Source organism: Micromonospora sp. NBRC 107095, from assembly GCF_030269705.1.
Lineage (GTDB): Bacteria > Actinomycetota > Actinomycetes > Mycobacteriales > Micromonosporaceae > Micromonospora > Micromonospora parva.
Genome location: NZ_BSTU01000007.1, coordinates 356,418 through 379,462, shown reverse-complemented (window position 1 = coordinate 379,462; position 23,045 = coordinate 356,418). Strand labels below are relative to the sequence as shown.

Here is a 23,045-nt window from a genome sequence, read left to right as displayed (position 1 = left end):
AGATTACCGTCTCTGCGGGCGGAGTTCCTGGGCGGTGATGGCAACCGACTCTATGCTTGCCGCCGAATGCACGGCGGCCCGTCCGGGTCGAGGGGGAACCGATACGGGGATTGGCGAATGCGCCGTAAGTCTGCTCCGAGCAACAGCACCGCCGGCGTCAGCGACGAGACGCCGGACGGCCAACTGACCGCCGCCGCAGAGGGGGCCGCGCTGCGATCCGCGGTCGCCGAGGAACAGGCGTTTCTGGACGTGGCCACGGCCCGGCGGGACAGGCTGGCCGACCACCTTCGGGACGAGCTTTCGACTGCGGCAGTGGACCCGATGGAGCAGGCCCGGCAGCGCATGCTCCGCCAGCAGTACGACGAGCTGCGGCGAGCGGAGGACGCGCTGGTCTTCGGTCGCCTCGACAGCCTTGACGGCACGGTGCGGCACGTCGGGCGGATCGGTCTGCGCGACGAGGGTGAGGGCGGTGAGCCACTGCTGGTGGACTGGCGCGCCCCGGCGGCTCGGCCGTTCTACACCGCGACGGCCGGCGACCCACAGGGTCAGGCACGGCGGCGGCACATCCGCACCACGGGATCGACAGTCGTCGGCGTGGACGACGAGCCACTGGACGGGAGCATGACCGCCGACCTCGTCGGCGAAGGCGCCCTCCTGGCCGCTCTCGACCAGCGGCGCACGGGCCACATGTCGACGGCGATCTCCACACTGCAACGGGAACAGGACGACATCATCCGGGCCGAGGCGACCGGCCCGCTGATCGTTCAAGGTGGCCCCGGCACGGGCAAGACGGTTGTTGCCCTGCACCGCGTCGCGTACCTGCTGTTCACGTACCGGAAGATGGCCGAGCAGGCGGTCCTGGTCCTGGGCCCCTCGCCGCGGTTCCTCCGGTACATCGCCCAGGTGCTGCCCGCGCTGGGTGAGACCGCCGTCGTCTCGGCGACCTGCGACACCCTGCTGGCCGACGTCCAGGTGGGTCGCGACGAGAGCAGGCTTCTCGCCGAGATCAAGGGCCGCGCGCTCTGGCAGGGCACGCTCGAAAGGTACGTCGCGTCACTGCTCCCCCGGCCGCGCGAGCTGAAGCTGCGCTGGGATGGCGAGTTCTACGTCATCGACGCTGCGACGGTGGCACAGGCGCTCACCTCGGCGACGCAGGGACGCCCGTACCACCGCGCCCGCGCGGCGTTCGCCGAGCAGTTGCACCACCTCCTCGCCGATGTCGTCGCCGAGCAGCGCGAGGCGTTGATGGACGAGATGGAGGAGGGCTTCGAGGACATCCTCGCCCGCGTCGACCAGAGCATGGAGCATGAGCACCACGCCCCCCGGACGTCCACCGGCAGCGACATCGACGGACTGCTCTCCGAGGAGGAGATCGAGCATCTGCGGTCCCGCATCGCCGAGAACGCCGCTGTCGCCCGGTTCATCGAGGCCTGGTGGCCCACCCTCGATGCCGAGAACCTGCTGGCTGGACTGCTGACCGATCCCGCCCTGCTGACCCGGTTCGCCCCACAGCTGTCCCCCGAGGAGATCACCGCCGTCTCGGCCGAGCCGACCGGGTGGGCACCGAGCGACATCCCTCTGCTCGACGCCCTCGCCGAACTGCTCGGCGAGGTCGACGCCCCGCAACCACAGGGTGAGTTCGTCGCCGACCGCGCCCGGCGGCAGCGCGGCTGGGTGTACGGCCACGTCGTCGTCGACGAGGCGCAGGAGCTGTCCGAGATGCAGTGGCAGATGGTTCTGCGGCGGTGCCCCAGCCGCTCCATCACCGCCGTCGGCGACATCGACCAGGCCGAGGCGGCGCACCGGCACACCAGTTGGGCACAAGCGGTGCGGGCCGTCTTCGGAGACCGCTGGACCGCTGCGGAACTCACCATCTGCTACCGGACCCCGCGCGAGGTCATGGAACTCACCGGACCGGTCCTGACGAAGGCTGGCAGCCACAGCACGCCACCCCGGGCGGTCCGCTCCTCCGGTGTCGCCCCCTGGGAAGTCACCATCGCACCCACCGAGCTCGCCGGTGCCGCCGTCGAGGCAGTGCGGCGGTTGCGGCAACGGTGGCAGGGCGGCACTGTCGGCGTCATCGCCCCCGCGGACCGCGTCGCCGAACTCCTCGCCGTGTTGAGTGACGTGCCGGTGCTCACCGCAACCCAGGCCAAGGGATTGGAATGGGACGCGACGCTGCTGGTCGACCCGCAGGGCATCGCCGCCGAACCGCGCGGCTGGAACGGCCTCTACGTCGCGCTCACCCGATGCACCCAGGAACTCGGCCAACTGCTCCTCACGCCGTGATCGCCCGCGCCGCTGATCTGCGCCGTCGTGGAGATGCGCGTGGGTGACCTGCGGGGTTCGTGCTGCCTGGCTGCGGGGTGGTGCGGCTTCACCGGCGTAGGCAGAAGGGGTGCCCGGCCGGGTCGCGCAGGACCCGAAAGCGTTCCGGGGCGGGTTGCTGGTCTTCTCTGACAGCGCCGAGTTCGATCGCCCGCGCCTCGGCGTCGTCGAGGTGGTCGGGGTCGTCAACGGCCAGGTCGAGGTGCATCTGTTGGGACCGGTCGCCGGCGGGCCAGGTCGGTGGCCGGTAGTCGTCGACGCGAACCGCGCCGAGGTACAGCGGACCGGCCTTCACCGCACAGAAATCCGTTGTCTCGACAGCGACCTCACCATCGAGCATGGCGGCCCAGAAGCGGGCCAGCGCGGCGGGGTCAGGGCACTCCACGTTGAGCGCAGCGAGGTGAGCGACAGGCACGGGTCCTCCAGTGGGTACAGGCCGACCAAGTGACGCTAGCACTCGAAACGACGGCCCACTCTTTTTGTGCCAGGCCGCCGGTAGTGTCCGACGCCGGCCGAGCGTCGGTGGAGGAGCAGCGGGAGCCGCTCACGTCACGCTCGCCTAGCCGTTGATGACTGCCACCAGCGCTGCGGTGAAGGGTGCGGGGTCCAGGTCGCCGCGGATCGCCAGCTGCACGGTGTAACTGATGCTGAGGGCCACGAACGCTTCGGCGATCTGCCCGGCCTGCGCGCGCCGGGAGTCGGGCACCAGCTCGGCGATCGCGGCCCGCATGGCGGAGAGCTGTCGTTGCACAACGGCCGCGAGCGGCGGCGATATCGCCGCTTCGGCGTAGATCTGGGCAACCAGTCGAGCATGATGGGTGTCGCGGGCGCGGGCCCGCACATGTTCGAGGAAGCCTCCCACGGCCTCGGCGGTGAGCGCCCTCGGCAGGGCGTCGGTCCCCTGCTCGCAGACCGCGATGACGATCTCCTCCTTGCTGGCGAAGTACCGGTAGATGGCCCCGTTGGAGAGCCCGGACTCGGTGACGATGTCGGCCATCGAGGTGTGGGCGAACCCGTGACTGGCGAACCGGGCACGGGCGGCGTCGACGATCTGCTGGCGGCGAGCGTCGAGATGAGCTTGACTGACCCTGGGCATAAAGAGTGACCCCTCGCTTTTTTTGCTACCGTTGTCAGCCTACCTCGCCCCACCACGCCTCAGGAGCCACCAGTGCGCTACCAGACCTTCGGCCGGCTGACCGGATTGCGTGTGTCGCAGTACGTGCTCGGAACGGCCACCTTCAGCACGTCGGACGCCGGCGCCGGCCCCGAAGGCTCCCGACAGATCTTCGATGCCTTCGTCGCCGCTGGCGGCACCACGTTCGACACCTCCAACCTGTACCAGGACGGACAGGCCGAAACCGTGCTCGGTGGGCTGCTCGGCCAGCAACGGGACGATTTCGTGATCATCACCAAGTACAGCGGCAGCAGGCAGGCCGAGCCCCGCCCCGGCACTACCGGCAACAGCCGCAAGGTCATGGTCCGATCCCTCGAAGCGACTCTTCGCCGGCTGAACACCGACCATGTCGACGTCTTCATGCCGCACTTTCCCGACGGCGTCACACCGATCGAGGAGATCCTGGCCGGTTTCGACGACCTGATCCGCTCGGGCAAGATCCTGCACGGCGCCCTGTCCAACTTCCCGGCCTGGCGGATCGCCGGCGCCGCGGTCCACGCCGACCTGCGCGGCCTGGCGCCCGTGGTCGGCATCCAGACGGAGTACAGCCTGGCCGAACGATCCGCCGAGCGGGAGCTCCTGCCGATGGCGGCGGCGCACGGCCTGGGCGTGGTCCTCTACTCTCCGCTGGCCGGCGGACTGCTCACCGGCAAGTATCGGCGGGGTGAACAGGGTCGACTGACCGTCCGAGGCGACGCGATCGAGAGCACCGCACAACGCACCGCCATCGTCGACGCCGTACTGACGATCGCCGACGAGCTCGGCGTCAGCGCCGTCCAGGTCTCCCTGGCCTGGCTGCGCCGCCGGGCCGCGCTGGCCACCACGGCCCTGATCCCGATCGTCGGCCCCCGAACTCCGGCCCAGCTGGACGAATACCTGAGGTCGCTCCACCTCGAGCTCGGCGACCAGCACTACCGGCACCTGGACGAGGTGAGTGCCATCCGACCAGGAGCGCCCCACGAGAATGTCGCCGTTGCGCTGGAGCACGGCTCCGACGGTGACCGCACAGTGCTCGGCCCTCCTCCCGTTCCCGTCCGCTAGCGGCGTCAACACCATCGGGCCCGGCGTGGTGCCCACAGCGTTGAGCCAGCAGGCGATCGCCGACCCGACGTTGCTGGACGAGCGGTCCATCCCCTGGAAGCGGGCCGCGCAGCTGCGGCCGACCGGCGCGGGCGCGGGGCGCCTGGGCGGCCGTGGCCGGGCATCACCCGACGCACAATCCGGCCCAGGACGTCACCGTCCTGGGCCGGATTGTGTTGCGGTTGTGGATCTTGCCGATCAGGTGATGTTGATGTCGCTGCACCACATGTAGGCCTGGTCCAGGTGCGACGCCTGCCAGATCACGAACAGGACGTGGCTTCCGGAGCGCCCAGACGCCGAGACGTTGAACGAGATGTTCTGCGCTGGCGCGTAGCGCCCGGTCGTCGCGATCAGGTCGAGGTTGCCCCACCCGACCTTCTGGGTGCTCGGATTGAACCCCTGCTTCGTGATGTAGACCCGGAAGAAGTCAGCACCGTGGCTGGCCTGGTCGTACAGCTGGACCGTGAAGTTGGAGCTGACGTTGGTCGCCTTCCACGCTCCAGGCTGGTTCACCGAGTCGTTCCGGGAGAGGCCGTTGCTGCACAGTTGACCGTCCGGGGTACGGGCCTGGTACTGGCCGCCGAGGCCGTCCCGCAGCTGGCTCATCCAGTTCCACATGGTGTCGGGGTTGGCCTGGAACGCCCGCCAGCACATCGGGTCCTGCTGCTGCATGGCCGGGTTCATGTGCTGGTTGCCCCAGGTCTTCCAGCACTGATAGGCCCGACTGGCCGGGTTGATGATCGTGCCGTGGGCCTGGGCCGCGCCGGTAAAGGGCAGCGTGCCGACCACCATGGCGAACAGCAGGACGACCGCCCGGATGGACTGACGGACGGGTGACCGAGATCGCCCGCCGGATTGATCGGGCTTGTGTGAACGCACTGTTCATCCTCCGCTCTTGGTACGAGAGATCACAATGGGAACGCTCCCAAACCAACTGTTACATCCATGGCCGTAAATATCAATACGGATTCATTAATGGTCGAATGTGGATCAAGCCGACGAGGTCCCCGACCGGGGCACGCTGAAGGACGAGCCGCCTCACCAGGGCCGGATCACCACCAGGCGCCGGGCCCCGCGATACGGACCGCTGACCCGACGACGCACCAACGACGGTTCGGCACACCCGGGTCCGCAGCACCGTCGGACGGATCGTGCGCGACGGCGTCCCCTCGGCTCGCCGCTACCGCAGGACCCGCGAAGGCGACGCCCAGCCGCAGGTTCGGAACCGGCGACCCCGCGGGTACGACCACCCCGCCCGACCGACCGGCGTGGTCACAGCCCAGCGGCGACGTCGTAACGGCGGCGCTGCTCGGCCATCTCCGATTCGGTAAGCGCCTCCTTGAGGGCCACCTCCTCGTACTTGTCCGGGAACATCTCCCGCAGCCGGTCGACGAACATGACGTCAGCGGTCGCCTCGACCACCTGGATCCCGGGAGGCTCGGTGGACATGTCCATGATCACGGGCCCGGCCAGCTTGACCGCCACGTCCCAGGGGCGCTTCTGCTCGGCGACGCCGCAGAGGTGGAAGCCGTACACCGTGCGCACGTCGGCGAGCGCTGTGACGTCGGCCGGCTCGTAGCCGTAGACGCGGACCCCGCAGATCACCGGCGGCTTCTCCGTGGTGGCCGCCTGCTGAACACCGTGCCCCGCGTGGTTGTGCTGCCCCGGGTCCACCTGTTCGAGCGTGGTACGCATCCGGGCCGTGATCTGCCCCTGCAGATCCACCGGCTCCGTTGTCGACTCGGCCCGGTTGACCAGCACGACCGCACCGGCCGACACCACCAGGACGATCACCGCCACCCACACGAAGCGGTTCCGGTACCAGCCCGCGAAACTCTCTCGGGAAATCATGATTGCTTCTCACCTCGTCGCCGCTTCTGGTGCGCTGGCAGACCACATCGGACGCCCCTGGCAGCTCCGACGTCGAGCACGTCAGCTGCCGGGGACACGGACCGGAGATGGGCACGGGCGGGCTAGGGTGCCTGCCCGGCACGTGCCCGTCGACAGGAGGATGGCCCGGCGATGCGCCACGCGAGCGCCCGCCACAAGCGACGCCCTGCTGGCACTGCGATGCTCCCGTGCTGGCCGTTCCCAGCGCGGTTGCCCCCGCGCTGCGGCGATATGAGCCATTCCAACACGTCTGATCCGCTCGTGCAACATCGATGGCGCTCACCGTGGATTCGTTCCGCCGCAGCCGGACGGCGGCACGACGACGGGCTTGAGATCGGGTTGAATCGATGTATCGTGGGAACGCTCCCAGATCGCGTTCCGTACCTCCACCCTGCTTGAGGAGCTGAAACATGTCCCGACGGCGTCGTCGCCCGGCCACCATCCTGGCCGGGCTGCTCATTCTGGCCCTGTCCGCGTTGCTGTTACCGCCGGCACCGGTGGCCGGCACCGCCGCGGCCGGCCCATCCCGCACCCGCGCGGTGCCCCTCGCCGAGCTGACAGTGGTCTCCGAACAGGTGGCCTTCGGTCTGCAACGGCCAATCGCGATCACCGGGCTGCCGGACGGCCGGATGCTGATCGCGGAGAAGAACGGCACCGTCCGCGCCTATCACCCCGACACCGGCCTGGCGGCCGAGCCGGTGCTCGACCTGACCTCCCGGATCGACACCTCGGACAACGAGCGCGGCCTGCTCGGCATCACGCCGGCACCGAACTTCGCGCGGACCGGGATCCTCTACGTGGCTTACACGAGCCTGCCAGCCGGGGCGTTGACCCTGGCGCGAGTGCCCATCGGGGCCCCTGACCGGGTGCAGGTGCTGCTCACCCAGGAGCACGCCGAGTACGGCAACCACAACGGCGGACAGGTGGCGTTCGACCGCGACGGCTACCTCTACTGGTCCCTCGGCGACGGCGGCCACGCGAACGACCCGTTCAAGTCCGGTCAGAACCTCGGCACCCTGCTCGGCAAGATCGTGCGGATCGACGTCAACCGCTCCTGCGGCGGGAAGCCGTACTGCGTGCCCTCCGACAACCCGTTCGTTCGCACGCCAGGTGCGCGGCCGGAGATCTGGGTCTTCGGGTTGCGCAACCCGTGGCGGTTCTCCATCGACCCGGTCGACAACTCCCTGTGGATCGGTGATGTCGGCCAGGGCCTGGTCGAAGAGATCAACCACATCCGGCCGTGGCAGCGTGGGGCGAACCTCGGCTGGTCCTGCCGAGAGGGCACCCCGGTCTTCGACCAGACGCAGTGCCGGCCGGGCACGCGGTACACCGACCCGGTCTTCGAGTACGAGCACTACCTCACGGAGAACTGCTCGGTGACCGGCGGCGTGGTGTACCGAGGGTCCGCCACCCCGGAGGCGCGGGGTGTCTACGTGGCGAGCGACTACTGCTCGACCCTCGCGTTCGCCGTGCGTCCCAAGCCCACGGGCGGGTACGAGTCCGCGACGATCGGCAACTTCCCCATTCAGCCCACCGCGATCGGCACCGACGTGAACGGCGAACTGTACGTGCTCAGTGACCTTCCCGGCTGGCTGAGCCGGGTGCGCTTCGAGCGGGTTCAGCCAGCCGCCCGCTGACGGCAGGGCGTGCTCGACGGCACTGAGTAGCACGGGCTCGGACGGCGTCGGTATCCGGCAACTGGATACCGACGCCGTCCACCCCCTAACTCATGGTGGCGCGGGCGGCGCTGTCGATGAGGTCGGCGACCGCGCCGGGTCGGGAGACTGCCACAGCGTGGGAGGCGGCGATCTCCACCGTCGTGGATCCCGCCCGATCGGCGAGAAAGCGCTGCAGGTCCGGCGGGATGCCCTGGTCCTCGGTGGTGACCAGGGTCCACGAGGGGATGGTCTTCCAGGCGGCCTTGGTGACGCTCTCCTCCTGGGCGCTCGCCGAGGCCGGTCGCTGCGTCACCGCCATGATCTCGGCGGTGCCGCGGTCGACGTCGGCGGCGAACACCTCCGGGAACTTGTCCTGGAGGATGTACTGATCCATTGTCGTTCCGCCCCCCTCGGCGGGGATCTGGACCATCGTGATGCTCGTTGCGAGCTGACTTCCGGGGTACTTGCCGAGCAACCCGATCACACTCTCGCCCACCTCCGGGCTCACGCTGGCGACGTACACCAGGGCCTTGACGTTGGCGGCGCCGTCCGCGGCCTCGGTCATGACCAGCCCGCCGTAGGAATGGGCGGCCATCACGACCGGGCCGGGCAAGCTGTCCAGGAGAGCCCGAACGTAGGCGGCGTCCTTCTGCACACCGCGCAGCGGGTTGGCGACGGCGATGACCGGATAGCCCCGACGCTTGAGGTCGGCGATCACCCCGTTCCAACTCGACGAGCCGGCGAAGGCCCCGTGGACCAGCACAACTGTCGGCATCCCCGCCCCCTGGGCGGACATGTCAGGAGCAATGCTCATCTGGGATTCCTTTCGAGGTGCCTCGCCGTTCGCCAGAGCTGGCGTGAAAAACCGAATCGACCGGGGCGGTCGACGGATGTTCCGCCGGCCGCGCGCATCAGTCGCGCATCCGGGATCCGGCGGATTGCCGCATCCAGAATCCAGCATTGTCCGGCCACTGTCGCCGAGATCGAGGAATTGAGTGGACCATCGGACGTCGGTCTCGACGTCGCGCGGCGCGACCGAACGTTCTATTCGCTAAGATGGGTGGATGACACGCGAGGTACCCGAGGCCCGGCCCTCTGAGGCACGACTCAGGCTGCTCCGCACGGCGACCAGGATCTTCTACACCGAGGGCATCCACTCCGTCGGCGTCGACCGGATCATCGCCGAGGCGAAGGTGACCAGGGCCACCTTCTACCGGCATTTCCCCAGCAAGGACGACCTCATTCTGGCCTATCTGCGTGAGGTGCAGCAGATGGAGCGCGGCATGGTGGACGAGGCTCTCGCCGTCAACCGGTCGCCGGTCGATCCGCTGCTGGCCATCGCCGGTTCCATCGCGCAGAACATCCAGTCCCCCGGGTTCCGGGGGTGCGCGTTCCTGAACGCCGCGGCGGAATATCCCGACGCGAACCATCCCGTGCACCAGGAACTCATGGCCCACCGGCAGTGGTTCCTGGACACCATCACCATGCTCATGGCGCAGGTCGACAAAGAAACGGCGGATCCCGCGGCGCGTCACTTCGTCATGCTCCGCGACGGCGCCATGGCGGCCGGATGCCTCGCCGACCCGACGATGGTGTCCGAGACGTTCCTGAGTGGCATCGAAGGGCTCCTCAGGATCAACGCGCAGCGTCAGTCGGCAGAGTCGGCACAGTAGGTAGCCGCCAGAGAGTCCGCCACGGGTGTCGTCGCGGTCGTGCGCGGCCGGGGACGGCGCGCACGACCGCGACGGCTCAGGTCAGCGGCCGTACGCCTCCAGCAGGCGCAGCCAGACCTCGCTGACGGTCGGGTACGCGGGCACGGCGTGCCACAGCCGGTCCAGTGGGACCTCGCCGACGATGGCGATCGTCGCGGCATGGAGCAGTTCCGCGACGTCCGGGCCGACGAGCGTGAAGCCGACGATCACCCGCCGCTCCTCGTCCACGACCATGCGGGCGTGCCCCTGGTAGCCGTCGGCATGCAGAGTGGACCCGGCGACGGCGGCCAGGTCGTAGTCGACGACCCGGATCCGCAGCCCGGCTGCCGTGGCGGCGGCTGCGGTCAGCCCCACCGACGCGACCTCCGGGTCGGTGAAGACGACCTGCGGCACGGCGCGCGCGTCGGCCGTGGCGACGTGCCGACCCCACGGGCGGTCGTCCGCCGCCTCGCCGGTGGCCCGCGCCACGATGACGTCACCCACCGCGCGAGCCTGGTACTTGCCCTGGTGGGTCAGCAGCACCCGCCGGTTGACGTCGCCGGCCGCGTACAGCCATCCGTCGCCGATCAACGCCCCGGCGTCGTCGACCACCCGCAGGGTGTCGTCGACAGTGAGCCAGGCCCCCGGCTTCAGGCCGATCCGGTCGAGGCCGACGTCCTGCGTGTTCGGCGTACGGCCGATCGCGACGAGGACCTCGTCGGCGTGGACCTGTTCGCCGTCGGTGAGTGTGATGTGCACGGTGCCGTCGCCGTCGCGGCTCACCGACGCGGCCTCGGCAGCCAGACGCACCGAGACGCCGGCTTCCCGCAGCGACTGCGTGACCCGCTCGCCGACGAACGGCTCCGCCAGCGTGAGCAGTCCGTCCCGGGCGAGCACCGTCACCGCCGATCCGAGGCCCGCGTACGCGGTGGCCATCTCCGTGGCCACCACGCCACCACCGATGATGGCGAGCCGGCCGGGAACCTGGCTCGCGGCGGCCGCCTCCCGGCTGGTCCACGGTGCCGCCTCACCCAGGCCGGAGACGTCCGGCAGCAGTGCGCTACTGCCGGTCGCGATGACGACGGCGTGTCGGGCGGTGAGCGAGGTCAGGGCGCCGTCCGCGCCGGTCACCTCGACGGTCCGGTCGGAGCTGATCCGTCCCTGGCCGCGATACAGCGTGATCCCCGCCGAGTTCAGCCAGGACACCTGCCCGTCGTCCGTCCAGTGCGACACGATGGAGTCCCGGCGGTGCAGGACGGCCGCCGCGTCCAGTTCGCCGGTCACCGCCTCGCGCGCGCCCGGCAGCTGACGGGCCGCCCGCAGCGCGGTCTGACTGCGCAGCAACGCCTTGGTCGGCATGCAGGCCCAGTAGGAGCATTCGCCACCCACCAGTTCCCGCTCGACGATCGCGGCGGTCAGGCCGCCCTTCACGACGCGGTCGGCGACGTTTTCCCCCACCGGTCCCGCGCCGATGACAACGACGTCGTAGGTGACGCTCTCCATGTCAGTTGCCCTTCGCGGTGCGGCCGAGGCGGATGGCGGCGATGAGGAAGAAGATGGCGCCGGGGATGGCGTAGCCGATCGCGTTGGTCAGAGCCGGGTTGTCCGCCGAGGCTGCCGCGATGAACGATCCACCGGCGAGTACGGAGAGACCACCGCTGATGATCATCGGCCACTGGCCGCCCATCCTACGGCGGGTGACGCCGACGATCAGCTGCACCAGCCCGGCCACGACCGCCCAGGCACCCCAGACCCGCAGGACCGCCGGGACGCCGGACGTACCGGCGATGCCCAGTCCGACCGCGGCGAGCAGGCTGATCGCGACGTTCACGTACAGCAGGGTGGGCGATCCGGTGGCCCGCGACGCACGGACGTCGACGATGGCGGCGGCCACGTCGAACAGCGGGTAGAGCACGAGCAGCGTGGCGGTGAGGGGGTTGAGGTGCTTCGCGAGGGGGAACGTCACGGCAGCCCAGACGAGGGCGAAGGCGAAGCGGCCGAAGTACAACCGCCGCAGGGCGGCGGCCGTCGTCGAGATGCCGGGGGCGGCAACGGTGGTCATGTCATCCTCTCGAGGATTCCGGAGCGAAGGGACGTTCAGCGGGGTGTGGGGCCCCTGGGACGGGCGGGACTACTCGACGTCCGAGAACAGGCCCGTGATCTCCACCTGAGCGCCCTGGAGCCCACCGAAGACGGCGCCGGCGGCGGGCGTCGCGACCGCGGCGGAGGCGTCCTCGTAGCTGGCGAAGTAGAGGTCGAGCGTCCGGTAGGCGGGGGTGGGCGTGCCGTCCTCCTTCGGCCACACCTTGGCCGACTCGACCCGCTGGAGCTTCGGGAACGTCTCCGCGGCCCGGCGTACGTCGGCGTAGACCTTCTCGAACTCGTCCGGGTTGGCGGGATTCCCGATGATCAGAGTGATCTTCGTGGGCATGGCGCTCTCCTTCGGTCACCGCCGCACAGTCAGTTGCCTAGGCGGAACGAACGTTCTGTCTATGAGAACGATAGCGACTTGCGCCCCGATCGTCAAGACCGATCGTTCTGTTCACCCAAGGTCGGATCCGCGTCCACCGCGCACCTGGTCGAGGACGAGCTGGACCCGACCGGTCAACGGTGGTGGTTCGAGATCGATGGCAGCGTCAGGCTCGGCGGACACCCGGCCGGCACGTCGAGGGAACGGGCCGGCCGCTGTCCGCGTACCCGAACGGTTTATCGGGTCTTCGTGGCGAAGGGGCCGCCGTCGCCGAATGCGAGCCGCGCGAAGTTCTCCGCGATGCGGCGATGTCCGGCACCGTCGGGGTGGACCTCGTCGGGGAGGGGGATTTCGGCGTAGTCCGCCTCGCCGTACAGGTCACGCCCGTCGAGGTAGTGCAGGTTCGGGTCGTCGGTGGCCCGCTGTTGGACGATCCGGGCGAGTTCGTCCCGGATGATGGTGAGGGTCAGCCGTCCGGCGCTGCGTTCGGCCGGATCCCCCGTGGCCTTGAACCGCAGCCTCCCGCCGTCGAGGTCCGGCGCGAGAGGGCCGGGCGTGTCTTCCTGGACCGGGCACAGGATGGCGGACACGACCAGCAGTGGCGTGCCCGGGTGCCCCTCCCGGATGGTGTCGAGGAAACCGTGGACCGCGGGGGTGAAGGCGCGCAGCCGCATCGCATCGCTGTTGACGATGTTGATGCCGATCTTGACGCTGATCAGGTCCGCCGGAATGTCCCGCATGGCGCGGGCGGTGAACGGGTCGAGCAGCGCGCTCCCCCCGAACCCCAGGTTGACCAGCTCCACGCCGCCAGCGGCGGCGGCCAGCGCCGGCCAGATGGCGCTGGGATGACCGGCGTTCGAGCCGTGGCTGATGGAACTGCCGTGGTGCAGCCACGTTCTGCGTCGGCCGGGCGGGCTCTGCTCGACGGGCGCGTCGGTGCGCAGCGCGATCAACTCGGTGATCTCCGTGTGTGGGAGCCAGATCTCGACGTCCTTCTCACCTGCGGGCAGGTCAGCGAAGCGGGCGGTGCCGGCCGGTCCCTCGGCGAGCACCGACGTCTGGGTGAACATGTCGGTGACGGTCCGGACGTTGCCGCCGGCCACCGACGCCTGCGCGGCCAGACGGCCGTCGATCAGCAGGTCGTAGACGCCGTCCGCTGGTGGCGGGAAGCCCTGGTAGACCCGTTTGGTGGGCAGCGTGTCCAGTTCGATGGTGGTGGCCCGGGTCCGAAAGACCAGTCGCACACCGGAGGGCTGGGCCTCGGCCATGGCCAGCTGGTCGTCGGGGATCTGCCGGCGCGCCCGCGCGGTCAGCCGATGCGGCAGCAGACCGCGCGTGGTCGTCTCCAGGTCGACGAAGCCGCGCAGCAGGTCCGCGGTGATCGGGGTGGTCCATCGATGATCGGTGGGCATTGCCTCAAGCCTTTCGAGGGGATGTCGGTGTCCATCGGCGCGCCGCGCCGCGAACCACTCGCGGACGGGCGGCTCCTGACCCCGTCAGCAACCGCTGCGGCTACGCAGCAGCGCGTCGACTGAATCCACGATCCAGTCCCAGGATTCCCGCTCGTCGGGGGCGCTGTGCGCGAAACCGCCGGCCAGTTCCAAGCTGACGAAGCCGTGGAAGACGCTGCCCAGCAGGCGGACCGCGTGCGTCGCGTCCGGCTCGTTCAACTCGTAGCCCCGCAGGATCGCCCGGGCCATCTGCGCGTGCCGGACGCCGGCGCTCGCGGCCGCCGTCTCCGGATCGAGCCGGAGCCGAGCGGCGGCATAACGGCCCGGGTGCTCTCTGGCGTAGTCGCGGTAGGCCTCCGCGAACGCGGCCAGGGCATCGCGGCCGGCACGACCGGCGACGGCATCGGCCGCCCGGTCGGCGAGTTCCTCCAGCGCGAACAGCGCGATGCGGACCCTGAGGTCATGTGAGTTCTTCAGGTGCGAGTACAGGCTGGGGAGCTTGACGCCGCACCGCCGGGCGAGCGCCGAGACGGTGACCTCGTCGAAGCCGACCTCGTCGGCCAGCTCCGCCCCCGCTCGGGTCAGACGCTCCGGCGTGAGCCCTCGCTTCTCCATGACCCTCCCCCGCCTGCCTAACACCATCAGTCTATCGCCTAATAGTACTAGGCATCACGTCACGCCTCGGAATCGCCAACGTCGGACTTCTCCCCTCCGATCGGAGACCCCTGAACCTCCGTCGGCTCTCCCCGCCGCCACCACGCGTCGACAAGCGCGACCAGGGCCAGCACCCCGGCCACCACGCTCAGCCCGACCATCGGCGCCCGGTGGGCCAGCGCCGGCGTACACAGCAGCAGAGCGACCAGTCCGATCGGATGGGACCGGGACACCCTCCCGAAGATCTCGTACTCGAACCGGACACGGGTGACCAGGAAGAGCATCGGACCGCCGACCACGAACAGCAGCCAGCCGGGCCTCGGCTGCCCGAACGGATCATCGATCACCAACTCGTAGCCGACCGCCGTGACGAGCACGCTGAGTACGAGCAACAGGTGCGTCCGTTCCGACGCCGCGCCGAGGCGAGCCGGCATGACGACCCGGTCCAACGCATCGGTCAGGAGCAGACCCGCGCAGTGGAAGTAGATTCGCCAGAGCAGCGCGCTGGTCGCGAACGCGACAGCGAAGGCGGCTGCCCGGTCCGCCGAATAGTCCGCGCCACTGAAAACCACGCCGATGACCAGAATCGACTCACCGAGTGCGATGAGGAACATCTGCTGATACCGGTCAGCGAGGTGAGTCCCGGCGATCCGCCACCGGGCCACCTTCGAGGCCCCGAGCCAGGGCAGCGGCCAACCCAGGGCCCACGCGACGTAGTCGACAGCGACAGCGGCAACCCACAGCGGCAGGCGGAGGTCGTCCGGACCCAGCGCGCCGGCCAACCACAGTGGCGCGCTCGCCGAGGCCCACACGGCAAGCCGGAACGGCACCAGCCGTCGCGGATGGCCACGCAACGCGGTGGCGATCACCAACGGCCGCACCACCATCACGATCAGGTACGCGGCAGCGAACGGCAGCGCCCGCTCCTCCATCGCCCGCGGCAACGTCACTGCCATGATCAGACCGGCGAACATGGTGCCGACCACGACGGCCTGAATGACCGGTTGCTCCGGTTCGTAACGGCTGGTGATCCAGGCGGTGTGCGACCAGATCAGCCAGAGCGCCAGAAAGAGCAGGAGCGTCCGCCCGAACCCCAGCACAAGCGTCCAGCCGGTGTCCTCGCCGAGGCCGGCGAACCGTTGCGAGACCCGGGTGAGGGCCACCACGAACGCCAGATCGAAGAACAGCTCCAGGAACGTCGCACGGCCCGAACTCGTCGGCGGACGCAGCAGCCCGGCACCCCGCCCTGCCGCCATCGACCGCCTCCATCCGCCCCTGGTCGCACCAACGACGAGGCAGCGGAAGGAGTTGCGTCAGCGGACGCGGGCCGGGTCGGACCCACCACGCGCGCCGGTTCACCGGTCAGCCCTGCGGTGGCCGAGTCCCCCGAGCGTCGTCCGGCCCGCACGACGTCTGCTCGACCGGCTGCTCGGCGACACGCCGCGGCCCCATGACGAAGCGAGTCAACGCCGCCGCCACCGCCCCGGCCACCACCCCGGTGAGCACCCCGGTGACGAGGCTGGAGAACACCGCCGCCACCCGAAGGATCGCTTCCTGCACACGAGGGTCGAAGGTGCCGAGTCTCGGCCCGGTGGCACCGAACGCCTCGTCCCACAGGACCTGGTGACCGACCGCGAGAAGAACACCGTGGACCGCCCCGATCACCACCACCGTCAGGAACGGACGCGGCGGACGCCGCCACAGCACGGCGGCCACCCAACAGACCAGCGGTACGACCGCGAGCAGCACGGTGGCCGGCTGCCCTTCCGCCACGACGTGCAGGTCGTGCAGGATCACCCGCGGTGTGGCCAACGCGGCGAGCCCGACCAGGGCCGGCCAGGAGAACCCGAGAGTGCGCCGCGCGGCGCTCATCGCTCGCCCCGTACCGGTGCGGTCTCCCGGGCGAAGCGCAGCAGGGCGGTGAACGCGAGCGCGGAGGTCACCGCGCCGCCGGCGAGGCGTACCCAGTGGCCGGCGACGAACTCCTCGGCTACCTGGCGCAGGTACTCCGGGGAGTGCGTGCCGACCGGGTCGACGAACATGATCTCGTTGCGCGGCCAGAAGAACACCACGGAGAACAGGAACTCGCAGGCGATGAAGACCACCGCGGCTGCCGCGACGTACCACCGCAGTCGCCGGTTGCGCCAGGTGAGGGCGGTAGCGACGAGGCTGGTCAGCACGACCGAGGCGCCCAGCGGCGGGAAGTAGTCGCTCGGGCCTCCGGCGACCAGGAACTCGCGGGCCCGGTCCAGCGAGGCGGGCGCGTCACCGAAGATGTTCGGGTAGAGCATCACGGTCTCGGCCGCGACCCCACCAAAGGACATCATCGCCGCCCAGACGAGCACGATGAGCACGATCCACGTCAGCTTGATACGGGACACAGCGGCACTTCTCCGTCATTTCCAGGCCCTGGTGGGCACGATCGGTGATGTCGCCGTCGACGCTAGGTCGCCAACCCGGCACCGTCTGCCGCGCAGCCGCGCGAGCTGGCATCGCTTCTCGACGTACCTGCCGGGGCGGGGGTGTTGCCTGCGGACGGCAGCGGCGCGGGTCCGCACCGACTTAGGCTCACGGACGTGCCGGCCACCTCACCCACCCGAACCGAGGCGCTGCTCGCTGTCGCCATCCTGAGCCTGGTGACGGCGGCGGTCGTGACCGAGGACGCGTCCGCCGCCCAGGCGGCGTCGGCCGGCGGATTCGGGGCCGGGTGGGCAGTCCTGCTGCTGGTGGCCCGGCGTTGGACCGTTGCGGCGCTGCTGGTGACCGCAGCCAGCATCCTCGGCTACTACGCGCTGGAACTGCCGCCGGTCGGCGTGGCCGCCCCGGCCGCCGCCATCCTCTACCTGGCCGCCCAACGGGGTCGGGTGCTGCCGGCCGCCGCTGTCGGCGGGAGCCTGCTGGCCGTTTCGGTGGCCGCCCGGCTCATCGAGGGAGACGACATCTCCGTCGTGATCGGTGCTGGTCTCGGCTCCGAGGCGGCCCTGATGCTCGCCGTCATCGCTCTCGGTGACGCCGTGCGCAACCGGCGTTCGCTACGGGCCGCGTTGGCCCGGCAGGCCGCCTCGGCGGCCGAGGAACGCCGTCGGGAGGCCGCCCGGCAGGTCGAGGCCGAGCGGCTGCGCATCGCCCGGGAGGTGCACGACACGCTCGGACACACGATGTCGGTGGTCACCCTGCAGTCGGCGGTCGCCCGGGAGGCACTTGCCGATGCCGAGCCCGGGCAGGCCGAGGCCGCTCTGGCCGCGATCCACGCGGTGAGCGGCAGCGCCATGGCCGAACTGCGGGCCACGCTGGGCACGCTGCGCCGCGAGCCCGGGCCGCGCGGGCCGGCCCCCGGTCTCACCCAGTTGGGCCCGCTCGTCGAGGGCGTCCGCAGTGGTGGGCTGCCGGTCGAACTGCGTCTCGACGGCGCTGTCGACGCCCTGCCCACGGTGGTCGGCAGCACCGTCTACCGGATCGTGCAGGAGGCCCTGACCAATGTGCTGCGCCACGCCCACGCCACCCGCGCCGTGGTGACGATCCGGGCCACCCCGGCCCGGCTGTCGGTGGAGGTCGTCGACGACGGCCGGGGATCCCCCGGCCGCACCGGGGTGGAGACGGGTCAGGGGCTGCGCGGCATGTCGGAGCGGGTTGCCCTGCTCGGCGGAACCTTCGCGGCCGGCGAGACCGCCGACGGCGGCTTCCGCGTCTCGGTCCACCTACCACTGGCCGGGGTCCCCGCATGAGCGCCATACGCGTCGTCCTCGTCGATGACCAGCACCTGGTACGCACCGGGCTCCGCGCGTTGCTGGAACGCGCCCCGGACATCACCGTGGTCGGTGAAGCCGGCGACGGCCGAGCCGGCCTGGCGGTCGTTCGCGAGCAACGGCCCGACGTGGTGCTGATGGACGTCCGGATGCCCGGCGGCGACGGTATCGAGGCAACCCGGCGCATCCTCACCGACCCGACGCTGGCCGACGTCCGGGTGGTCATGCTGACCACCTTCGACGACGACGAGTATCTCTTCGAGGCCATTCGCGCCGGCGCGGCCGGCTTCCTGCTCAAGGACACCCCGCCCGACGCCCTGCGGGACGCGGTCCGCGTGGTGGCCGGCGGGGACGCGCTGCTGTCACCGGCGGTGACCCGGCGGGTGATCGCCGCGGCAGCTCGCACCCCCGTCGCGGACCCGGCCCGGCTGACCGGGCTCACCGGGCGGGAACGCGACGTGCTGGCACAGGTCGGCACCGGCCGGTCGAATGTGGAGATCGGGGCGGCCCTGCACCTCAGCCCGGACACCGCCCGCACCTACGTGAGTCGCCTGCTGCACAAGCTGAACGCCCGTGACCGCGCCCAACTCGTGGTCATCGCGTACGAGAGCGGGTTGGTCCGCCCCGGCGAGGGCTGACCCCGCGTACGGCAGTGCGCGCGAGCGCGTCGCTCCGGTCACCGCAGACTCAGGTCGGGGTAGTGCCAGTTCAGCCGGTACTGGGCGCGTAGCCGGGGCCGGGGCACCTCCCACTCGTACTCGACCAGACCGTCGCGCACCCGAGGAGACGGAGTGACGTCGGTCGCCACATCGGTGGTGAAGGATGTCTCGCTGCCCCAGACCGCGGGATGGCTGGAGGAGGGGAAGGAAATCCTGATGTTCAGTCGCCGCGTGGGCAGCCGGATGTCCCGCTGGAGCCAGTCGCCGAACTTCCACTCCGGCACCCGGTAGGCGTAGTGGATCAACGTGCGCTGACCAGGATAGAGCGGGTAGGGAACCCCATCGCTGCCGAACAAAAGAACGATCTTCATGAAGGCGTTTCGGCTGCGGGTGACCTTCCACTCCATGGGTTCCGGCTGGTCGACGCCGATCGAGGCCCGGAAGTCGACCTCCTCGGTGCTGAGCGGATGGCGGGCATGAAACGCCATGGACCGTTCGGGGTCGTCGGGGAACCGGTCGATGTCGATCTGCACCGTATGCCGGGTGATCGGCTCGGTGCCGACGCTGTGCAGGTGCCGCCAGATCCGGCACTCGTACCAGCCGTCGACGAGGGCGAGGGAGGCCAACTCCTCCTCGATCACCAGGTGCGGGCCGGCCGGCGGCGCGATCGCGGTAGGAGCGGGAGCCAGGCTCAGACCTCGCTGCCGTCTGGTGCCGGCGAAGACGACGTACCGCTGCCAGACACGGTTCCCGGTCTCCAACACCGCCTCGACACGGCGGGCGAACTCCTCGGTGGGCTGATGCCGCCCGCTCTCCATGTGGCTGACGTACGAGGGGTCGAACCCGATCCGGCCGGCGAGCGTCTTCTTGGACATCGCCCGGTAGCGGCGCCAGTACGCGAGCTCCCGGACGAACGCCGCAGCGGCCTCGTCCTGAGCGGAGGTGTCCATCGCCCGTCCCCCCATCGAGCTCAAGTCTGACCAACGCGGTGCGTCCGCGCCAGCGCCAGGGACCGGGATCGGACCCGGCACACGGGCCGCGAACCGTTCGCCTTCCGCCGACGGGCGATCAACTGCTACACATTGTTCAGACGACAGACACGGTTCGTGACATCAGACCCAGGGAGGGTGAATGAGCACTGTGCTGCTCAAGGTTCCGGTCGCCGAGGGTAGCGATGAATACGTGGAGGTGCAGGTAGATCGCCGCGACCTCGCGGGGATCGAGCTCGCCGCGGCGGACGACGGCCGGGGCCAGTGGGCGGCGACCACGTTGACCGCGTCGCTGGAGAGGGTGCTGCCCGCGTTGCGTACCGTCATCGGCCGGCTGCGGACGGCGGCGGCGCCGGACGAGATCACCGTCGAACTCGGCCTGGCCATCGGCGGAGAGACCGGTCTCATCTTCACCAAGGGAACCACCGAGGCGACGTTCACTGTGAACGTCACCTGGCGGCGGAGTGAGCCCCCGGCTGCTGCCACCTCAGCTGCGTCGGAGGCACCGGCGCAGTGAACACGCCCTCCTCCCGCAGCCGACGGTAACGGGGGACGTCGACAGGCCCCTCACCCTCAGGCATGCGGTCAACATCGGTGTAGACCTTGCCGTTCAGGTGGTCGATCTCGTGAGCGACGCTGCGGGCGAGCCCTCCTGTGAGGACGACGTCTCGCAGGTCGCCCGCCGCGGTCCAGTGGCGTACGCGAAGACCGTAGGGCCGTTGGACGATGCCGCGGACGTCGAAGAAGCTCAGGCATCCTTCGTAGTCGCGGACCTCCTCGTCGGTCCGGTCCACCACGCTCGGGTTGACCAGTTCGATGTAGTCCTGTGAACCTGGCACCCTGACGATCGCGATGGCGTAGGCCATGCCGAGCTGAGGGGCGGCGATCCCCATACTCACCTCAGGCTTGAACGAGTGGTACCGGTTGACCCATCCGGCGACGCGGCGCAGGTGCGCGAGCACACGTCCGGCCAGCAGCCGGTCACTCGGTGAGTCGAAGTTGATCTGCCGCGTCTTGGCCGGCAGCTCCGACGACCGTCGCCCGCGTGCCGCGCCCCGCAACTGCCTGATGCCGAACTGCCGAAGGACGCTCGGCGCGTCAGCGCAGACACTGCTGTCCGGGATGCGCTTCCAGAAGAACCAGTCCAGCCGGATGCGACGCTCCTCGGCGAGGTCGTCCTCCTCTGCCGTACGGTCCCAGGAGTAGATGGTGCGGTCGTCCTCGACCCGTACCTGGACGTCCGGCAACGGTTCGAGGTCCGTCTCCGACGGCAGTGAGGTCACGCCCCAGCACTCCGGCTCCAACTCGGTCGGCAGGTGTGCTTCCACCGACAGCCGGTCGGTGTTCGGCTTGATGTTGCGCTTGTACCACTGCCCCCAGATCTCGTCACTGACCTGGTACGTGTACTCGACGACCACCTGTTGCCCCGGGGTCAGCAGTTTCGAGGCGGGAAAACAGAGGTCGAAGTTGATCTCTTCGTGACGTACCTTTGTCGGCTTGGCATCCATCGGATGGGATTCGCCGTCGAAAACGCACCAGGCTCGTAGGCCGATGTCACGAACAGGGTCGTCAACACTGAGTGGGTGCTGCGCGTGGTGGCGCAGATTACGCACGGCCTCGTCGTTGAGAAAGCGCTGCACTGACACTTTCATCTCGTACTTCGCGCGCGGGGCGCTGCCGCCGTGGTGCAGCACGCGCCGTTGGCGCAGGGTGTATTGCGTGCCGTCGTAATGAACCTCGCCATGGTCGTGTATCAGCACCAGACCGGGTCGCGCGGTGGCGACCGCCGCCAACGCCCGCTCCAGCAACGCGCCGTCGAGCACCAGCACCTCTGCCGAGTCGTCGGTGGTGATCGCCTGGAGCATGCCGAACACCGCGGAGGTGGCGGGATCCCAGACCGGCCCTCCGCTGAACCCGCGCTGAACCCGAAAGACCCGGTGCACCACCTCGTCGACCTGCAACCGGTGTCTGCCGACCGCGCCGAGCAACCGGCCCTGCACATGCCTGCCCAGGTCACGCCCCTGGCCGGGCCCCCACATCTGCACCGGCACGTTGTAACGGTCCTTCAGGTCCGCCCGGATGCGAAGCGGTTCCGCGCCACTGCCGGCGAGACCCTCGCCCAACCTGAGCACCGCGACGTCGGCGACGTCGAAGTCGTCACCGGCCGGCAACCACGCCACCACTTCGGCGCTGCGTTCGATCCAACTGTTCGGCGTCCCCAGCAGAGCGAAATGCAGCGAGACGCGGCTGTTCTTCGGGACTCTTTCCACCTGTCGGGCGGGACGGCCCAGCGCCACATTCACCACGTGCGCGCACGTCAGCATCAGCCGCTCCCCGACCAGGAAGGCAAGTCCGACGGGGTCGGCCTTCGCCCGGTCGAGAACGAAGGCAATCGCTTGCTCGACCCGGTACATCAGCACATCCTCCGTCGGGAAAGCGGTTCGCCGATCGTATCGGGCAACATCCTGGCCCAGCCAGGATGGCGCATTGATTCGTGACCTGCCGAGGAGCACCATGACCGGCATGGATGAGTGGGCAGTGCTGTTCGACCTCGACGGCACCCTGGTCGATACCGCGCCAATCTGGCGGTCCGCTTTCGTCGCCCTGATCGACGGGCGACAGCCTGTTCCGGCCGGGGCGACAGACGGTCTGCTCGGCCTCACCGCGCTGGAGGCCATCACGACGATCCACCGCCGGATCGGCTGGACCGGGTGGGATCCGGCGGCAGATGTGGCGGAGGTCGAGGCGGCGGTGCGGCAGCTCTACCGTGACCGGGCGACGAGCTGGCAGGCCGACGGCGTACGCCTGATCAGGGCCCTGCGGGCGGGCGGTGTGCCCGTCGGGCTCGTCACGTCGAGCAGCCGATACATCCTCGACGCTCTGCTTGTCCATTCCGGTGCTCCCCGCTTCGACGTGGTGGTCTGCGGCGACGACGTGAAGCGGACGAAGCCCGCCCCCGACCCGTACCTGTTGGCGGCACGGCGGTTGGGTCTGCCGCCCGGCCGTTGCGCCGTCGTCGAAGACTCCCCCACGGGCGTTGCCAGCGCGGTGGCCGCCGGATGCCCGGTGGTGCTGGTCGGTGACCAGGGGCAACTCGGGGCGGTCCAGGTGCCGAGCCTCGGTCAGCTCACCGTGTCCGCGCTGCGTCAGGTGGCGTCTCCCGCGACCCACGGGGCATCGGGCGAAGCCCACACGACGCCGGGGCCAGCGCGCCACCGGCGCAGCTGACCCCGACACCGTCCACCGTCGTGGTCA

The 23,045-nt window shown here is 69.8% G+C and carries 23 protein-coding genes; 8 read left to right on the top strand and 15 right to left on the bottom strand.

The window, feature by feature from the left end:
• Positions 1 to 117: 117 nt before the first annotated feature.
• Entirely contained in the window at positions 118 to 2,289 is a 2,172-nt protein-coding gene (locus tag QSK15_RS30080; protein WP_285797414.1) for a HelD family protein, read from the top strand.
• An 88-nt stretch (positions 2,290 to 2,377) separates the two neighbouring features.
• Here QSK15_RS30080 and QSK15_RS30075 read toward each other — a convergent pair whose 3' ends face one another.
• Both QSK15_RS30075 and QSK15_RS30070 read right to left on the bottom strand, forming a co-directional pair.
• The gene (locus QSK15_RS30075; protein ID WP_285797413.1) at positions 2,378 to 2,743 is read right to left on the bottom strand and encodes a VOC family protein; all 366 of its coding nucleotides are present in this window, start codon (positions 2,741 to 2,743) and stop codon (positions 2,378 to 2,380) included.
• A gap of 144 nt (positions 2,744 to 2,887) precedes the next feature.
• The gene (locus QSK15_RS30070; RefSeq protein ID WP_285797412.1) at positions 2,888 to 3,424 is read right to left on the bottom strand and encodes a TetR/AcrR family transcriptional regulator; all 537 of its coding nucleotides are present in this window, start codon (positions 3,422 to 3,424) and stop codon (positions 2,888 to 2,890) included.
• 72 nt (positions 3,425 to 3,496) lie between these two features.
• Here QSK15_RS30070 and QSK15_RS30065 point away from each other — a divergent pair, with 72 nt between their 5' ends.
• On the top strand, positions 3,497 to 4,543 hold the full coding sequence (locus tag QSK15_RS30065) for an aldo/keto reductase (protein ID WP_285797411.1): 1,047 nt from the start codon (positions 3,497 to 3,499) through the stop codon (positions 4,541 to 4,543).
• A gap of 237 nt (positions 4,544 to 4,780) precedes the next feature.
• Here QSK15_RS30065 and QSK15_RS30060 read toward each other — a convergent pair whose 3' ends face one another.
• Both QSK15_RS30060 and QSK15_RS30055 read right to left on the bottom strand, forming a co-directional pair.
• A complete protein-coding gene (locus tag QSK15_RS30060) occupies positions 4,781 to 5,461 on the bottom strand; it encodes a lytic polysaccharide monooxygenase auxiliary activity family 9 protein (RefSeq protein WP_285797410.1) in 681 nt (226 codons plus the stop codon).
• 393 nt (positions 5,462 to 5,854) lie between these two features.
• Complete coding sequence (locus QSK15_RS30055) at positions 5,855 to 6,433, bottom strand: hypothetical protein (RefSeq protein WP_285797409.1); 579 nt, start codon at positions 6,431 to 6,433, stop codon at positions 5,855 to 5,857.
• 449 nt (positions 6,434 to 6,882) lie between these two features.
• Between QSK15_RS30055 and QSK15_RS30050 the strand changes: the two genes are divergently transcribed.
• Complete coding sequence (locus QSK15_RS30050) at positions 6,883 to 8,109, top strand: PQQ-dependent sugar dehydrogenase (protein ID WP_285797408.1); 1,227 nt, start codon at positions 6,883 to 6,885, stop codon at positions 8,107 to 8,109.
• Positions 8,110 to 8,194: 85 nt separating this feature from the next.
• Here QSK15_RS30050 and QSK15_RS30045 read toward each other — a convergent pair whose 3' ends face one another.
• On the bottom strand, positions 8,195 to 8,944 hold the full coding sequence (locus QSK15_RS30045) for an alpha/beta fold hydrolase (RefSeq protein WP_285797407.1): 750 nt from the start codon (positions 8,942 to 8,944) through the stop codon (positions 8,195 to 8,197).
• Between the two features lie 250 nt (positions 8,945 to 9,194).
• Between QSK15_RS30045 and QSK15_RS30040 the strand changes: the two genes are divergently transcribed.
• Positions 9,195 to 9,803, top strand: a complete 609-nt coding sequence (locus QSK15_RS30040) for a TetR/AcrR family transcriptional regulator (RefSeq protein ID WP_285797406.1) — start codon at positions 9,195 to 9,197, stop codon at positions 9,801 to 9,803.
• An 81-nt stretch (positions 9,804 to 9,884) separates the two neighbouring features.
• Here QSK15_RS30040 and QSK15_RS30035 read toward each other — a convergent pair whose 3' ends face one another.
• From QSK15_RS30035 to QSK15_RS30000, 8 genes are all read right to left on the bottom strand, one after another.
• Complete coding sequence (locus QSK15_RS30035; RefSeq protein WP_285797405.1) at positions 9,885 to 11,324, bottom strand: dihydrolipoyl dehydrogenase family protein; 1,440 nt, start codon at positions 11,322 to 11,324, stop codon at positions 9,885 to 9,887.
• Position 11,325: 1 nt separating this feature from the next.
• The gene (locus tag QSK15_RS30030) at positions 11,326 to 11,883 is read right to left on the bottom strand and encodes a hypothetical protein (protein WP_285797404.1); all 558 of its coding nucleotides are present in this window, start codon (positions 11,881 to 11,883) and stop codon (positions 11,326 to 11,328) included.
• Between the two features lie 69 nt (positions 11,884 to 11,952).
• On the bottom strand, positions 11,953 to 12,252 hold the full coding sequence (locus tag QSK15_RS30025; protein ID WP_030328301.1) for a hypothetical protein: 300 nt from the start codon (positions 12,250 to 12,252) through the stop codon (positions 11,953 to 11,955).
• Positions 12,253 to 12,527: 275 nt separating this feature from the next.
• Positions 12,528 to 13,703: a GDSL-type esterase/lipase family protein gene (locus QSK15_RS30020; protein ID WP_285797403.1), complete on the bottom strand. Its 1,176-nt coding sequence runs from the start codon at positions 13,701 to 13,703 to the stop codon at positions 12,528 to 12,530.
• 84 nt (positions 13,704 to 13,787) lie between these two features.
• The gene (locus tag QSK15_RS30015; protein ID WP_285797402.1) at positions 13,788 to 14,357 is read right to left on the bottom strand and encodes a TetR/AcrR family transcriptional regulator; all 570 of its coding nucleotides are present in this window, start codon (positions 14,355 to 14,357) and stop codon (positions 13,788 to 13,790) included.
• 59 nt (positions 14,358 to 14,416) lie between these two features.
• Positions 14,417 to 15,652 carry a low temperature requirement protein A gene (locus QSK15_RS30010; protein WP_285797401.1) on the bottom strand — a complete coding sequence of 412 codons (1,236 nt, stop codon included), beginning with the start codon at positions 15,650 to 15,652 and terminating at the stop codon, positions 14,417 to 14,419.
• 106 nt (positions 15,653 to 15,758) lie between these two features.
• Complete coding sequence (locus QSK15_RS30005; protein WP_285797400.1) at positions 15,759 to 16,268, bottom strand: hypothetical protein; 510 nt, start codon at positions 16,266 to 16,268, stop codon at positions 15,759 to 15,761.
• Positions 16,265 to 16,777, bottom strand: coding sequence for a DUF1772 domain-containing protein (locus QSK15_RS30000; RefSeq protein ID WP_285797399.1), 513 nt, complete (start codon positions 16,775 to 16,777; stop codon positions 16,265 to 16,267). Before QSK15_RS30000 ends, QSK15_RS30005 begins: the two co-directional genes overlap by 4 nt.
• A gap of 195 nt (positions 16,778 to 16,972) precedes the next feature.
• On the opposite strand from QSK15_RS30000, the gene QSK15_RS29995 reads away from it, so the two are divergent.
• Together QSK15_RS29995 and QSK15_RS29990 are read left to right on the top strand one after the other, a co-directional pair.
• Complete coding sequence (locus QSK15_RS29995; protein WP_285797398.1) at positions 16,973 to 18,121, top strand: sensor histidine kinase; 1,149 nt, start codon at positions 16,973 to 16,975, stop codon at positions 18,119 to 18,121.
• Entirely contained in the window at positions 18,118 to 18,780 is a 663-nt protein-coding gene (locus tag QSK15_RS29990; RefSeq protein ID WP_285797397.1) for a response regulator transcription factor, read from the top strand. The genes QSK15_RS29995 and QSK15_RS29990 overlap by 4 nt, the downstream gene beginning before the upstream one ends.
• A gap of 38 nt (positions 18,781 to 18,818) precedes the next feature.
• Here the strand turns inward: QSK15_RS29990 and QSK15_RS29985 are convergent, their stop codons facing one another.
• Positions 18,819 to 19,751 (bottom strand): helix-turn-helix domain-containing protein, encoded by a 933-nt coding sequence (locus tag QSK15_RS29985; RefSeq protein ID WP_285797396.1) that lies wholly within the window; start codon positions 19,749 to 19,751, stop codon positions 18,819 to 18,821.
• A 181-nt stretch (positions 19,752 to 19,932) separates the two neighbouring features.
• On the opposite strand from QSK15_RS29985, the gene QSK15_RS29980 reads away from it, so the two are divergent.
• Positions 19,933 to 20,307, top strand: coding sequence for a CU044_2847 family protein (locus QSK15_RS29980; protein WP_285797395.1), 375 nt, complete (start codon positions 19,933 to 19,935; stop codon positions 20,305 to 20,307).
• On the opposite strand, the gene QSK15_RS29975 is transcribed toward QSK15_RS29980, so the two are convergent.
• A complete protein-coding gene (locus tag QSK15_RS29975; protein WP_285797394.1) occupies positions 20,240 to 22,306 on the bottom strand; it encodes a peptide deformylase in 2,067 nt (688 codons plus the stop codon). The two genes, QSK15_RS29980 and QSK15_RS29975, sit on opposite strands and share 68 nt — an antisense overlap.
• Between QSK15_RS29975 and QSK15_RS29970 the strand changes: the two genes are divergently transcribed.
• Entirely contained in the window at positions 22,305 to 23,018 is a 714-nt protein-coding gene (locus tag QSK15_RS29970) for an HAD family hydrolase (protein ID WP_285797393.1), read from the top strand. The genes QSK15_RS29975 and QSK15_RS29970 overlap by 2 nt on opposite strands.
• Positions 23,019 to 23,045 lie beyond the last annotated feature (27 nt).